This window comes from Tractidigestivibacter sp. (assembly GCF_057241865.1).
This window is the reverse complement of the sequence record NZ_DBHHPX010000004.1, coordinates 30,145-44,076: the sequence shown is the minus strand read 5'-3', so window position 1 is coordinate 44,076 and position 13,932 is coordinate 30,145. Positions and strand designations below refer to the sequence as shown.

9 protein-coding genes and 1 pseudogene are annotated in these 13,932 nt (G+C 61.8%); 6 read left to right on the top strand and 4 right to left on the bottom strand.

Features of this window, described 5'->3' with window-relative positions; genetic code table 11:
• Positions 1–47 precede the first annotated feature (47 nt).
• The 4 genes from gltB (at position 48) to ACO59D_RS02215 (ending at position 7,203) form a co-directional block, all read left to right on the top strand.
• Positions 48–4,667, top strand: a complete 4,620-nt coding sequence (gene gltB / locus ACO59D_RS02230; protein WP_485125593.1) for a glutamate synthase large subunit — start codon at positions 48–50, stop codon at positions 4,665–4,667.
• A gap of 4 nt (positions 4,668–4,671) precedes the next feature.
• A complete protein-coding gene (locus ACO59D_RS02225; protein ID WP_485125592.1) occupies positions 4,672–6,144 on the top strand; it encodes a glutamate synthase subunit beta in 1,473 nt (490 codons plus the stop codon).
• Positions 6,145–6,248: 104 nt separating this feature from the next.
• Positions 6,249–6,581 (top strand): hypothetical protein, encoded by a 333-nt coding sequence (locus tag ACO59D_RS02220; protein ID WP_485125591.1) that lies wholly within the window; start codon positions 6,249–6,251, stop codon positions 6,579–6,581.
• A 40-nt stretch (positions 6,582–6,621) separates the two neighbouring features.
• Positions 6,622–7,203, top strand: a complete 582-nt coding sequence (locus ACO59D_RS02215; protein ID WP_485125590.1) for an ATP-binding protein — start codon at positions 6,622–6,624, stop codon at positions 7,201–7,203.
• 298 nt (positions 7,204–7,501) lie between these two features.
• On the opposite strand, the gene ACO59D_RS02210 is transcribed toward ACO59D_RS02215, so the two are convergent.
• The 4 genes from ACO59D_RS02210 to ACO59D_RS02195 form a co-directional block, all read right to left on the bottom strand.
• Positions 7,502–8,275, bottom strand: a complete 774-nt coding sequence (locus ACO59D_RS02210) for a ChbG/HpnK family deacetylase (protein ID WP_485125589.1) — start codon at positions 8,273–8,275, stop codon at positions 7,502–7,504.
• Positions 8,276–8,314: 39 nt separating this feature from the next.
• Entirely contained in the window at positions 8,315–9,778 is a 1,464-nt protein-coding gene (locus ACO59D_RS02205) for a PTS transporter subunit EIIC (protein WP_485125588.1), read from the bottom strand.
• Positions 9,779–10,067: 289 nt separating this feature from the next.
• Positions 10,068–10,910 carry a PRD domain-containing protein gene (locus ACO59D_RS02200; RefSeq protein ID WP_485125587.1) on the bottom strand — a complete coding sequence of 281 codons (843 nt, stop codon included), beginning with the start codon at positions 10,908–10,910 and terminating at the stop codon, positions 10,068–10,070.
• A 57-nt stretch (positions 10,911–10,967) separates the two neighbouring features.
• The gene (locus ACO59D_RS02195; RefSeq protein ID WP_485125586.1) at positions 10,968–11,888 is read right to left on the bottom strand and encodes a zinc dependent phospholipase C family protein; all 921 of its coding nucleotides are present in this window, start codon (positions 11,886–11,888) and stop codon (positions 10,968–10,970) included.
• A gap of 275 nt (positions 11,889–12,163) precedes the next feature.
• Here ACO59D_RS02195 and ACO59D_RS02190 point away from each other — a divergent pair.
• Positions 12,164–12,555, top strand: a pseudogene (locus ACO59D_RS02190) (manganese efflux pump MntP).
• 203 nt (positions 12,556–12,758) lie between these two features.
• Positions 12,759–13,913: an extracellular solute-binding protein gene (locus ACO59D_RS02185; RefSeq protein ID WP_485125585.1), complete on the top strand. Its 1,155-nt coding sequence runs from the start codon at positions 12,759–12,761 to the stop codon at positions 13,911–13,913.
• Positions 13,914–13,932: the final 19 nt, after the last annotated feature.

The window sequence follows — 13,932 nt, the reverse complement described above, 5'->3', positions numbered from 1 at the left end:
CCTCGCATGGTACGCCCGCATGCGCGGGTGCTTAGAGAGGGGAATACATGGCATCCAACCAGGTGGCCAAGGACACCAGCGCCGGTCAGGGCCTGTACCGGGAGGAGTTCGAGCACGACGCCTGCGGCATTGGCGCGATTGCTCACCTCAAGGGCCAGAAGTCGCACCAGTTGCTCGATGACGCCCTCACGCTGCTCGTTAACCTCGAGCATCGAGGCGGCAAGGGCTTGGAGAGAAATACCGGTGATGGCGCTGGCATCCTGTTCCAGACTCCGCACCGCTTCTTCCGCAAGGAGGCCCAGAAGTACGGACACCTCCTTCCGGATGAGGGCGAGTATGGTGTGGCCATGGTCTTCTTTCCACAAGACGCAGAGGGTGCCCAGGTGGCGCGTCGCGTCTTCGAGGAGGGCTGTGCCGAGCAGGGCGTGCCCCTGCTCTTCTGGCGTGAGGTGCCCGTCGACCAGCATGACCTGGGCGATACGGCACTTGCCTGCATGCCCACCATCTATCAGGCCTTCCTTGGCCGTCCGGCGGATGTCCCCGCGGGTGACGAGTTCGAGCGCAAGCTCTACGTGTGCCGCCGCACCATCGAGAAGGCCGCGAGTGCCCACCATGCGCTCGAGGGCAAGATCTTCTACGTGTGCTCCATGAGCTCGCGTACCATCGTGTACAAGGGCATGCTCGTCGCCACCCAGATGCGTAACTTCTATCTGGACCTGAACGACGCCGCGGCAGAGTCCGCGCTTGCTCTCGTGCACTCCCGCTACTCCACCAACACTACCCCCAGCTGGGAGCGCGCGCACCCCAACCGCTACATCGTCCACAACGGCGAGATCAACACCCTGCGCGGCAACGTCAACTGGATTCGTGCCCGTGAGTCCGAGTTCTACTCGCCCGTGCTTGGTGCGGACCTCGGCCGCGTGATGCCCGTCATCAATCGTGAGGGCTCCGACTCCGCCATCCTGGACAACGTCCTCGAGTTCCTCACCATGAACGGCAGACCCCTCTCGCGCGCCGTCACGATGCTGCTTCCCGAGCCGTGGGACAAGAACAAGCAGCTCTCCGACGAGCGTCGTGCCTACGACTGCTACCAGTCCATGCTCACCGAGAGCTGGGACGGTCCCGCTGCCATCGCCTTCTCCGACGGCTGCATTACCGGCGCTGCACTCGACAGAAACGGCCTGCGCCCGGCACGCTACTACGTCACGCACGACGCCCGCCTGATCCTTGCCTCCGAGGCAGGCGCCCTGGCGGTCGAGCCCGACGAGATTCTGCAGACGGGCTCGCTTGGCCCCGGACAGATGTTCGTGGTTGACCCCTCGCAGGGGCGCATCATCTGGGACGACGAGGTCAAAGCACGCTTTGCCTCGCAGAAGCCCTTCCGCGACTGGATTGATGAGGAGACCCTCTCGGTGGGTGACCTTGCCAAGGGCGAGAAGAGCCCTTTTGAGGACATTGACGCCGAGGTGCCGCTCACGCAGCGTCTCGCCCGTCACGGCTACCACTTCGACGACGTCGAGGAAGCCGTGCGTCCCATGGCCAACACCGGCAAGCCGCCTTTGGCCTCGATGGGCTCGGACGTCCCTCTCGCCGTGCTCTCTGCCCGTCCGCGTTCCTTCTTTGACTACTTCAACCAGCTCTTCGCGCAGGTCACGAACCCGCCCATCGATGCGCTCCGTGAGAGCTTCGTGACGTCTTCTGTGCTCTACCTGGGCAACCACGGCAACATGCTCGAGGACTCCCGCAAGAACTGCCAGCTGCTCCGTTTGGACGACCCCATCCTTACCAGGGACGAGTTCGAGCGCATCGCCACGCTCGACCGCCAGGGCTTCCACGCCGCGTGCTTCTCGGCGACGTATCCGCGTGAGGTGGGGGAGGGCGCGCTCAAGCTTGCGCTCGAGTCGCTGTGCAAGGATGTCGAGAAGGCCGTGCGCTCCGGTGTCAATGTGGTGGTCATCTCTGACCGCGCGGGCGAGGGCCAGGTGCCCATTCCGTCCCTGCTCTCGGTCTCGGCTGTCCACAACCACATGATTCGCAGCAGCATCCGCATGAAGGCCGATCTTGTGGTCGAGTGCGGTGACGCAATCACCCCGCACGACTATGCCACGCTCGTGGGCTACTCCGCCTCGGGCATCTATCCCTACATGGCGCATGAGTGCATCCGCGCCCTCGCGGAGCACGGCTCCCTAGACGTGAGCGCCGAGGAGGGCGTCTCCAACTACGATTGCGCGGTCAACGCCGGCATCGTCTCGATCATGTCCAAGATGGGCATCTCCACGATGCAGGGCTACCACTCTGCGCAGATCTTCGAGGTTATTGGCTTTGACCAGGGCTTTGTTGACCGCTGCTTCACGGGTACCGTCTCGCGTGTGGGAGGCCTTGACGAGGACGGCGTCGAGCGCGAGTGCAACGAACGCTATGACGAGGCGCTGGCGCTGCTCAAGACGCCCGCTCCCACGCAGCTTGCCAGTTCGGGCATCACCAAATGGCGTCCGCTTGGCGGTGAGGAGCACATCATCACGCCGCAGGTCATCTATCTCCTGCACCGTGCCCTGCGCGAGAACAGCCCCGAGCTCTTCTCGGAATACTCGAAGGCGCTGCACCCCGAGGGACGCACCATCATGTTGCGCGACCTTCTCGAGTTCGTGCCACTGGCCTCTGGTCCTGTGCCCTTGGACGAGGTCGAGAGCGCAGACTCCATCGTGAAGCGCTTCGAGACCAGCGCCATGAGCTTTGGCGCCATCTCCGATGAGGCGCACCGTGCGCTTGCCATCGCGATGAACCGCATTGGCGCAAAGTCCAACACGGGCGAGGGCGGCGAGAGTCCCGACCGCGAGGCCGCGCTTGCCAACGGTGACTCCGCAAACTCCAAGGTCAAGCAGGTTGCCTCCGCACGCTTTGGCGTGACAAGCCGATACCTTGTCTCCGGCGAGGAGATCCAGATCAAGATGGCCCAGGGCGCCAAGCCCGGCGAGGGCGGGCACCTGCCCGGCACCAAGGTCTGGCCGTGGATTGCCAAGGTGCGCCACTCCACGCCTGGCGTGGGCCTTGTCTCGCCACCGCCGCACCATGACATCTACTCCATCGAGGACCTGGCCGAGCTCATCTTCGACCTCAAGAATGCCAACCCCAAGGCAAAGGTCTCGGTCAAGCTCGTCTCCGAGGCAGGCGTGGGCACCATTGCCACTGGCGTCGCCAAGGGCGGTGCGGACAAGATCTTGGTCTCGAGCGCCAACGGCGGCACCGGCGCCGCTCCGCGCGACTCCATCTACCACACGGGCCTGCCGCTCGAGCTTGGGCTTGCCGAGACCCAGCAGACGCTGCTGAGAAACGGCCTGCGCTCTCGCGTGGAGCTCGAGGCCGACGGCAAGCTCATGGATGGCCGCGACGTGGCCGTGGCGGCACTTCTCGGTGCCGAGGTCTTTGACTTTGGCACGGTTGTCCTGCTCGCGCTTGGCTGCCTCATGCAGCGCGACTGCCACACCGACACCTGCCCCATGGGCATCGCCACGCAGAACTGCGAGCTTCGCAACCGCTTCCACGGCAAGCCCGAGCACGTGGTCAACTTCATGTATCTCGTGGCCGAGGAGCTTCGCCACATCATGGCCGAGCTTGGCTTCCGCACGGTCCGGGACATGGTGGGGCACCCCGAGTGCCTGCGCCAGGTCAAGGTTCCGGGCAACTGGAAGGCAAACACCATCGACTTGTCGCCCGTCCTCGCAAGCGCGACCAACGAGTACGGCAAGAGCGTCCCCGGTGCTGCCGCCCGCCACTTCCTGCCCGAGATGGGGCCTGCCGACGAGCTCTCCAGCACCCTGGACTCGACGCTCTTCGTGCCCTACACCGAGACCGCGCGCCGCACGCTCACCCCCGTGCACTTCCATGCCGACATTGCCAACGTGAACCGCTGCGTTGGCACCATGCTGGGCTCGGAGGTCACCCGTGCGCACCCGGAGGGGCTGCCGGAGGGCTCCATCACCATCGACTGCGAGGGCTCCGGTGGCCAGAGCTTTGGCGCCTTCCTGCCCGCCGGCATCACGATTAACATCTCCGGCGATGCCAATGACTACTTTGGCAAGGGGCTCTCCGGCGGCGTGCTCACCGTTGCACCCTCATCTGGCGCCACGTACAAGTTCGATGAGAACGTCTCCATTGGCAACGTCGCCTTCTACGGTGCCACGGCCGGCAAGGGCTTCATCAACGGCCTGGCGGGCCAGCGCTTTGGCGTGCGCAACTCCGGTGCCACCATCGTCTGCGAGGGTGTGGGCAACCACGGCTGCGAGTACATGACGGGTGGAGTGGCACTGATCCTTGGCGAGGTTGGCATCAACTTTGCCGCGGGCATGAGCGGTGGCATGGCCTTCGTCTACGACGAGTACGGAACGCTTCCCAGCCGCTGCAACACCGACATGGTAGGGCTCAAGCGTCCCACCGAGCGCGACTTCCAGTCCATCCGCGCCCTCATCGAGGAGCATGCGAGAAGGACCAAGAGCCCGCGCGGCATCAAGATGCTCTACATGTTCGACGACATCAAGGACAAGTTCGTGAAGGTCATCCCGCACGAGTACGAGGTTGCACTCGAGCTCACCGAGGCCGCTGAGGCCGCGGGAAAGACCCACAACGAGGCGGTCGAGGTCGCCTTCGAGACCATGAGGAACGGGAGGTAGTGCCATGGGCAAGGTCGGAGCGTACATCGGCCTCGGGAGGGTCACCCACGGCGAGAGGACCGCGGCTGAGACGATAAGGGACTTCGACGAGTTTGCGGTGCCGCTGGACGAGAAGGACCAGCGCTCGCAGGCAAGCCGCTGCATGTACTGCGGCGTAGCGTTCTGCCAGACGGGCTTCCCGTTTGGCAAGGCGAGAAGCTCGGGTTGCCCGCTGCACAACCTGATTCCAGAGTGGAATGACCTCATGTGGCGAGGCCTGTGGACCGACGCCGCTGAGCGCCTTGCGCTCACGAACCCGCTTCCCGAGTTCACAAGTCGCGTGTGCCCGGCTCCGTGCGAGGCGGCGTGCAACCTGGGTCTTGAGGACGACCCCACCACCATCAAGGACGACGAGCGCGCCATCTCTGATCACGAGTGGGCCGCCGGCGGCCCTGCGCCGCTTGCGCCTGCTGTCGAGGGTGCGCCCCGCGTTGCCGTGGTTGGGTCTGGGCCCGCTGGCCTTGCGGCCGCGTGGGAGCTGGCGCGTCGCGGTGCCCGCGTGACGCTCCTCGAGCGTCACGACCGTGCAGGCGGCCTGCTCATGTATGGCATCCCCAACATGAAGCTCCCCAAGGAGGTTGTCGGGCGCAGGCTTGACCTCATGGAGAAGAGCGGCATCGAGATTCGCTGCGGCGTGGACGCCACGTCGCCCGAGGTCGCGGCTGAGCTTGCGGGCTTCGATGCCGTGGTGGTCGCTGCCGGTGCCGCCCAGGCACGCGGCCTGCGCGTGCCCGGTGCCGAGAACCCCAGCGTGGTCTTTGCCGTGGACTATCTCATGGCGCAGACCAAGGCCCTGCTCGACGGCCATGCAGACACGCCTGCGGTGAGCGCTGCCGGCAAAGACGTGGTGGTCATCGGTGGCGGCGACACCGGCACCGACTGCGTGGCCACGGCGTTGCGCCAGCACGCCAAGAGCGTCCGCCAGCTGGAGTTCCTGCCGGCCCCTCCCGAGGTGCGTGTGGCTTCCAACCAGTGGCCCGAGTGGCCCAACACCAAGAAGACCGACTACGGCCAGGTCGAGGCCAAGCTCGTGCAGGGAGAAGACCCGCGTTCCTGGGCCACCAACACCCTCGAGGTGCTTGAGGACGATAGGGGCGGCATTCGAGGCCTTCGCGTGGTCTCTCTCGACTGGTCGCATGGCAAGCCCGAGCCCATCGAGGGCACGGAGCGCGAGGTTCCCGCACAGCTGGTCCTTCTCGCCATGGGCTTCACGGGTCCCGAGGCCTCGGTCTACGACGCGCTTGGCGTCGCGACCGAGGAGCTGCGCGGTGGCGTGAGGCCCAAGCTCGTCTCCGCGGGCTCTCATCGCACCGTGAGCGATGGCAAGGTGCCGGTCTTTGCTGCTGGTGACGCACGCTCCGGATCGTCGCTTGTGGTCACGGCCATCTCTGACGGCCTTGCCTGCGCCAGCGAGCTTGCTGCCGAGCTAGGGCTCTAGGGCGTGTCTCTCGGCCGGCTCCGAAAAAGGGCCGGCCGAGCGCTTGCGGGCACCTTTTGCGCGCCCGCCTCTGCCATGTCTCGTTCCCGATTGGAGGAAAGGCAATGTCGCACGCCTCGTCCGCACCACTCAGGATGACCGAGATGCGAGAAAGGTATCTCTGGCTCAAGAGGGGAGGAGCCCGGCATGCCGAAGTCGCGGCTGGCCGGGATGGCCTTCTCTGGCCCGCGCAGAAGACGCCGGACGAGCCCGACAAGCTCCTCTGGATGGAGGATGGCGTCGAGAAGGGCTCGCCCGAGCTCGATGAGCCCACAGGGACATGGCTCGAGGAGTCATCCGAATGGACGAGGCCCACGGGTATGGGTGGAGCCTCTGGTAGCTACGATGCGGAAGGGGGGCAGACGCCTCCCGACAAGCTGATTTGGCTCCAGACATAGCAATTGGGATTGTTGTGCCTCAGCGTCGACGACAAGACCCATGAGGTGCAGGGCATCCCCGACGAGCAGGCCTGCCATTCTGAATAGGCAGGAGTTCGAAGGCGGCCTTGCCGGACAGATAGAGCAGGCCTTCAACTGGGTAAAGGCAAAGCTCAATCTTGGGGCAGACCTCAGCGAGCCTGTCAGAAGAGATGTGTATGAACTGCCGCTCTGGCCTATCCGTGAGGTCATCACGAATGCTGTGCTGCATAGGAACTATCTCAGTTCTGGCAATGTGCAGGTAGCGCTCTATGATGACAGGCTCGAGATCTCATCTCCCGGCAGCCTGCCAAGAGGCCTTACACTCAAGCAGGCCCTAGGCGGACGCTCCGAGTGCCGGAACAAGGCATTGGCACAGGCATTCCGGTATATGAAGCTCATTGAAGGCTGGGGTAGCGGTCTTCCACGCGTCATCAGCGATACGGTTGCATACGGTCTCAGAGAGCCAGAATTCATCGATATGGACAATACGATTAGGGTGAACTTCTATCGTCCTACCGCAGATGAATTCGAGGCCATTTTGCGCGGCGATGATGTCATTATCACTGATAGACCGCCGATAGCCGCCGATAGCCGCCGATAGACCGCCGATAGCCGCCGATAGAATGAACGTGATGCTTGCACTATTCGATGAGATAAAGAAATCAGCGCTTCTATGGTTGCTAGAGCTCTTGGTCTTAGTGCCCGACGAGCCCGAGAGATACTTCAGCAGCTGACAGATGCTGAAGTGCTGATGAAGCATAGCGACAGACGCTATGCACGCTATACGCTTGCGCCAGGGCGGAAGCAGGAATCTGATTGATGTGCTGGAGTGGCATGAGGAAGGCGGTCCTGTCCAATGACAGGACCGCCTTCCCTTCTCACTGTGTTGGTATCAGTCTCTATGCGATATCCCGATAGTCGATGAGCTCAAGATCTTGCTGCGCTTCGAGCCAGGCCCTGAGATCGGGGTCGATGAGAGCATCGACCTCCTTTGTGCGGTTCACGGTGAGGGAGGAGTGGCCGAGGATATAGGCATCGAGGTATCCCGGATGGAATACCATGACGTCTGTCTCGCCGTCCTTCATGCCCTCCACAGTGTGGCGGATGAAGTCAGTGGGATGGTATTCCTCGAACGGGAGCATGTCCTCGCAGAGCATGCGGACCTCGGTCGCGCCGCAGAGCACATGGTTCTCAGGGTCGAAGGATGTCTTCTGCTCCCTCAAGTGGTGCCTTGCTGCGACATCCGAGATGGCCCGGCTTAGCGTCTTCGACATGACCGCGTGCGCCTCGAAGTAGTCGGGCTCGCGCCCGACAATCTCGACGAAGCGGTCGTGCTGCGCCTCGATCTCGCGCACGGCATCGTCGTAGTCGACAAAGTCGATGCCCTCCTTGAAGCTCTGGCGGAAGGTCCTGCTGCTCTTGAACTGGCCGTTCTCGTCCACGAGGCTCGGAATTGTCGCAGGGTCGGCACGGGGCGTGCCGAGGCAGACGTTCGTGTGCTGGCCGATTGCGATGTCCTCGCCTCCGAGCCAGGAGAGCCCGCGTGCAGCTTCTGGCATGTTCGGCATGAGTCCTACCGAACAGATGAGGCCTTCCTTCACGGCACGTACGAGGCCAAGGTTCACGGCGTAGCTGTATCCCAGATCGTCAGCTCTCAGAAGCAGGCGCTTCATGCTCCATCATCCCTTCTTCGCTGTCTCGCTGATTCCATCTTATGCCTTGAGTGCTGCCTTCTTGGCAGCAGCTGCATCAGCAGCCTGCTTGTCGGCTTCAAGCTGCTCTTTGGTGAAGCCGAAGAAATACGTGACTGCAGCGGTTACGACAACCGCAACGAGCATCGAGATGACGGCGCCTATGACATTCCAGGTGCCACCGGCAACAAAGCCCAGGAGCGAAATAATGCTGGCGTTGCTGACGACATATACCTTGAGACCGAACAGTGCTGCTACGAGGCCTCCTGCCGCACCTCCTGCGATGAGGCCGATGAAGGGGCGCATGTATTTCATGCCGCAGCCATAAAGAACAGGTTCAGTGACGCCGCCGACCACCGCAGAGACGAAGAAGCCAAGATTCTCTGCCTTCTCGTCAGGATCCTTCAGGCGCAGGAAGACACCAAGTGCCATGCCATAGCAAGCGAAGGATGCCATGGAACCTGCAATCATGATGCAAGCATCGGGCGTTCCGGTTGCCATGTTTGCCAGCGCAAGAGCAATAAGGACCTGGTGCATGCCAGTCATAACGAGAAACTCCCAGAGAGCTGCAACAACTACCAGAGCGATGATGGTCGGAAGGCCGCCCAGGCTGCCCAGACCAAACAGGGAGTTGCCGAGCAGTGTGCCGAGAACAGAGCCGATGGGTGCGAGGATGCACAGAGACACCGGAACCATGACAAACATCGTAAGGAACGGAACGAACATCGTAGAAAGCATGTCGGGGATGACACGCTTGAAGAACTTCTCGACCTGCCACATCACGGGAACGCACAGAATGATTGGCAGAACAGTTGAGCTGTAGTTATTTACTATGGCAGGCAGGCCATAAACCGTTGTCGTAGCAGCACCGGAGCTCACTGTGGTCATCATCTCGGGAGCGATGAGGACTCCTCCCAACATCATGCCTAGAACCGGGCTGGCGCCCAATGTCTTTGCTGCGGACCAGCCAAGAACAACGGGCATGAAGTAGAAGCCAGCATCATACAGCCAGTTGTAGAAAAGGTTATAGATGTCAGAGTTTGCGGCCCAGAGATTCAGCATTGACGGACCGAAAACGGCAGCAATGGTACGGAAAAGAGCGGCTACCATCATCAGAGGAATCAGCTGCACCATCGATTTGCTGAGATAGTTGAGGATTGCTTTGCCAACACGCTTGGCATTCCAAGGCTCCTTCGGTGCATCGGCATCGAGGTCCTCGTCGATGGACCCTCCTGCAGAGACGCCGAGCTTCACGAGCGCATCATAGACCTTCGGCACGTTCTGCCCGATGATGACTTGATACTGGCCGCCCGACCACTGGCAGCCAAGCACCCCCTTGATTGCCTTGACCTTCTCGTCGTCGGGAACCGACTCGTCCTTCAGGTTGATCCTCAGTCTTGTCATGCAGTGCGCGATGCTCGTGACGTTGTCCTTGCCGCCGATTGCGTCGAGGACCTCTTTGGCGATCTGTTCGTTGTCAGCCATGTCTTCCCCCTCAGTGAGCTGGATGCAGGTCTCTGCTCTGGTGTCTCAGGAGAAGGCGCCTTCCTCCGGGCAGCTGGCTCGGGGAGTTCTAGGCATGAAAAAAGCCCCTCGAGCCATACCAGAGCAGCAGGGCACACAGAAAGCCTGTGCGTCCCAGCCTTGGTAATGCCTCGTGGAGCCAAGTCCAGTGCGTAGCACCCAATGCAGGGCTGAGAATAGGACAGAGAGGCTGAAGATGCTGGACCGCAGAGCGTGAACGGTATGATTTCTGCCGCAAACGGCAGTTTGGCTAGGCTTTCTCTGCTGTCTCCCGCTCGAAGACGCGATTCACATGGAGGATCAGGTAGACCCGCTCCTCCTCGTCGAGTCTCTTGTCCAGGCTCTTCTCCAGGAAATTCGCCACGGCATTTCCTGTGGCTGCTATCTCTGGATAGCGTTCCTCGAGCTCGGGCAGAAGGATTGCCGCGCCGGAAGAGACCCGCTCGCCTGAGAGGAGCCTGCCGATGAGGTAGCGCATGTGGGTCGCGAAGCGGGCGTAGTCGAAGGAATCGCGCTCGACTGAGACGTGGAGCCTCTGCTCAACGATCTTCGTGCTGCCTTCGATCAGGCACTCCGCAGTCTTCTGGCGCCTTGTGTCGCGTGCGCTTGCAGAGATGGCGCTGTTCACGATCGAGAGGGCGATGCCGACCGCTTCCGTACGGGGAGGGCGCACATCAAATGTGCGCTCGATGCCGTGAACTGCCATCTCGCCGAGACGGTATTCGGCAGGGTAGCTCTGCTGCACGTCGAAGGCGAGCGGCATCTCGACGATCATATGCTCACGAGCGCGCTTGATTGCAAAGGAGATGTGGTCTGCAAGCGTGACCGGGAGGTTCGGCGAGAGTTCGTAGGAGAGGCTCGTTCGGGCAAGGTCTGCGAGCTGGGCTGCGAACTCGAGCACGTCTTCGGGAAGCTCGCTTACAAGCCCCAGGTACTTGGGATCGACGCCATAGAACGTGCGCGTGATGTCGGAGAGCGAGACTTCGCGCGGGACGGCTCCAAAGCCGATGCCGGTGCCGAGAGCGATGAGCTCGCGTCCCTTGCCATCCTCGCAGATGGCAGCGTTGTTGTTGATGCTCTTGATGACGCGCATGGAGCTCCCCGGCTGGCGCGGATAGACAGCTGCATTGTAGGCAGAAAGAGCTACATATCAGAAGGGTCGCCCGTCGTAGTTGATGCCGCCCACAAGCTGGTCGAAGCGCTTCATATCCCCACGCACAAACGCCTCTGCCATCTGCGGATACGTCGAGAGCGCCTCCTCGAAGAGGTCGGCAAAGCCCCTGTGGCTCTTCTCGCTTGTGAAGGGGTTGACCCACTCGCGCCGCTCGAGGTTGGCGGAGGCGCACTCGTCGGACTCGGTCACGCGGTGGGCGAAGGCCTCGGCCATGGAGTGGGGGCGCGCCAGGCGCTCAACGGTGCCGATGAGCCTCGTCTTGGAAGAGCCTGCCGGCTCGATCCTGCGATAGACCCACTGGTAGTTGGCCACGGAGGCACCGTATTCCTCGGGGCCAACGTTGAGCCCAAACACGGCAAACGCCACCTGCGAGAAGATCGTTCCGCCCACGCGCTCGATGCGTGCGGTGCGCATGAGGTCCGAGGCGGGGGCGTGCTCCAAGACGGTGACGTGGCGCTTCTCCCAGAGAATCCAGGAGTCGATGTCGCTCTCGATGATTGCGTGCATCTCCTGAGACGCATCAGAGAGGCTGGGCTGCTCGAGCAGGGCATACTGCTGCGCGTAGATAAGCGGGTGTGCCGTGCGGTCCAACACGTAGTGGCCAAGAAGCCCCAGCGCAAGCGCCCTGCCAATGCCCTCGTCCTCAACGGGGAGGCGCCCCACTGAGGACCGAATGTCGGCAAATGCCTCTGCGATGTGGCCGTTGTGCATGTCGTGCGCAAGGTGGTGACACGCCTCGACACGGGCTGGGATGGTGGAGAAGCGCACGAAGAAGGGGTCGGGACCTTCGTTTCCCAGAAGGAAGGCGAGAAGTTCCTCCTCGCCGTCAATGAGACCCTCGGGGAGGCGTCGCGCGGCGTCCTCGCCAAAGATGTGGTGCGTTATCAGGGCGGGCATGTTCGAACTCCTTGATATATGGTGCTCGGGCCAAGGCATTGGTCCAGCGACAGATGCAAATCAAGCCTTTAGGATAATCTAACTTGTGTATTTTTGGGAGTGCGGCGAGCGGTGCCCTGCGTTGGGATTGCTTAGGTAGCATTGAGGGCTCGTTTGTTGCCTGCCAACAAGGAGCTATAGTGAGCTTGCTTGAGATCGTCCTGCTCAGTCTTGCCCTTTCTGCAGACGCATTCTCGGTCACAATCTCTAACACTTTTGCCTACAGAGACGAGCGCATGTCTAAGCTTGCGCTCATGCCGGCGTTCTTTGGGCTGTTCCAGGCTCTCATGCCCGCGGCGGGCTACTTCTTGGGCGTTGTCGCCGCCGATTCCATCGAGGGCTATGCGAACACCGTGACATGGTGATTCTCGGCATCATTGGCGGCAACACGGTGTGTGAGGGCGTGGCCTCCATTCGTGCCTGCCGTGGCTGCGAGCCTGCGCCCGCAAAGGGCGAGCTTACCCTTTGGGTCCTCTTCGTGCAGGCCATCGCCACCGTAGTCGACGCCTTTGCCATTGGCGTCTCGCTGCGTGCGCAGGTGGTTGACCTCGCCTTTGCTATGTGCGTCATTGGGCTTACGACTGCCGTCTGCTGCGTCTTCGCGCTCCTCCTCGGGCGCAAGCCTTGATAACCCGGCACTGCGTGGCATCGTACGCCATGCCACTTGGGAGCGCTCCCCGCATCCGTTCGTCGATTACTTTAGATAATCAATCAAGAAAGTGTAAAGCTATGGCAGTGGCTGGACAACGTTGCCCAGTACGGAGAGAGCCGTGGCCTGCCCACGGCGCGATGTAACGGGCCTTGGGAGGGCTCGTTGGAATGGGGTGTCATATGAGGAACGTATCTCGTAGGGAGTTTCTCGGCACGTCTGCTATCGCCGCGGCCGGCCTCGGCCTTACGGCATGCGGCGGGAGCTCATCCAACCAAAGCTCGAGCGGTACCGATACCAGCTCAAGCGGCGGCTCCGACGACTTGTCCCGCATCGCAAGCGAGGACGTGATCGAGGCTGCCAAGAAGGACGGCGAGCTTGTGGTCTACGGCTCCTGCGAGGAGCAGCACGTGGCCGCCTGCGCCCAGCACTTCCAGGAGCTCTTCGGCATCGAGACTTCCTATCAGCGCCTCTCCACGGGTGAGGTCGAGTCCAAGGTCGAGGAGGAGAACGGCAACCCGTCTGCCGACGTGTGGTTCGGCGGAACCACCGACCCGTATAACGTCGCCGTGACCAAGGGCATCCTCGAACCCTACGAGGCCAAGAACTCCTCCCATCTCATCTCTGGCAAGTTCCATGATGCCGATGGCAACTGGTACGGCATCTACAAGGGCATTCTTGGCTTCTTCTACAACAAGGACGAGCTTGAGCGCAAGGGCCTCGACGCTCCACAGGATTGGCCGGACCTTCTCGACGAGAAGTACAAGGACCTCATCTGGATGTCCAACTACAACACCGCCGGTACGGCAAAGCTCATCTTGAACACGGTCATCCAGAAGTACGGGCACGACGAGGGCATCAAGTATCTTGTCAACCTCGACAAGAATGTGCAGGTCTATACCAAGAGCGGCTCCGGCCCGTCCAAGAACGTAGGTACCGGCGAGTGCACCATCGGCATTGGCTTCCTGCATGATGCCATCTACCAGATTGTCGACAACGGCTACAACAACATTGGCCTCGTGATTCCGTCCTCTGGCGCCTCTTACGAGGTTGGCGCAACTGCCATCTTCAAGGGCTGCAAACACGAGAACGCCGCCAAGCTCTGGATCGAGTATGCCCTCTCGCCGCAGTGCGTCGAGCGCGCGCAGGAGGTCGGGGCCTATCAGTTCCTCGTTATCGATGACGCCAAGCAGCCTGCCGTGGCCGAGGAGTATGGCCTCGATCCCAACAACGTCATGGATTACGACTTCGATGATGCCAAGGAGAATACCGAGCAGTACGTCGCGGACATCATGAATGCCCTCGGCGGTGGTGACGACCGCTTCCAGACCGAGTAGCACTTGCCCTCCGCCCCGA

Coding starts and splice junctions, on each gene's coding strand:
- ACO59D_RS02195 (WP_485125586.1), bottom strand. CDS start 11,888: ATGCCCGCCCTGATAACGCACCACATCTTTGGCGAGGACGCCGCGCGA.
- ACO59D_RS02210 (WP_485125589.1), bottom strand. CDS start 8,275: ATGAAGCGCCTGCTTCTGAGAGCTGACGATCTGGGATACAGCTACGCC.
- ACO59D_RS02225 (WP_485125592.1), top strand. CDS start 4,672: ATGGGCAAGGTCGGAGCGTACATCGGCCTCGGGAGGGTCACCCACGGC.
- ACO59D_RS02200 (WP_485125587.1), bottom strand. CDS start 10,910: ATGCGCGTCATCAAGAGCATCAACAACAACGCTGCCATCTGCGAGGAT.
- ACO59D_RS02220 (WP_485125591.1), top strand. CDS start 6,249: ATGTCGCACGCCTCGTCCGCACCACTCAGGATGACCGAGATGCGAGAA.
- ACO59D_RS02215 (WP_485125590.1), top strand. CDS start 6,622: ATGAGGTGCAGGGCATCCCCGACGAGCAGGCCTGCCATTCTGAATAGG.
- gltB (WP_485125593.1), top strand. CDS start 48: ATGGCATCCAACCAGGTGGCCAAGGACACCAGCGCCGGTCAGGGCCTG.
- ACO59D_RS02205 (WP_485125588.1), bottom strand. CDS start 9,778: ATGGCTGACAACGAACAGATCGCCAAAGAGGTCCTCGACGCAATCGGC.
- ACO59D_RS02185 (WP_485125585.1), top strand. CDS start 12,759: ATGAGGAACGTATCTCGTAGGGAGTTTCTCGGCACGTCTGCTATCGCC.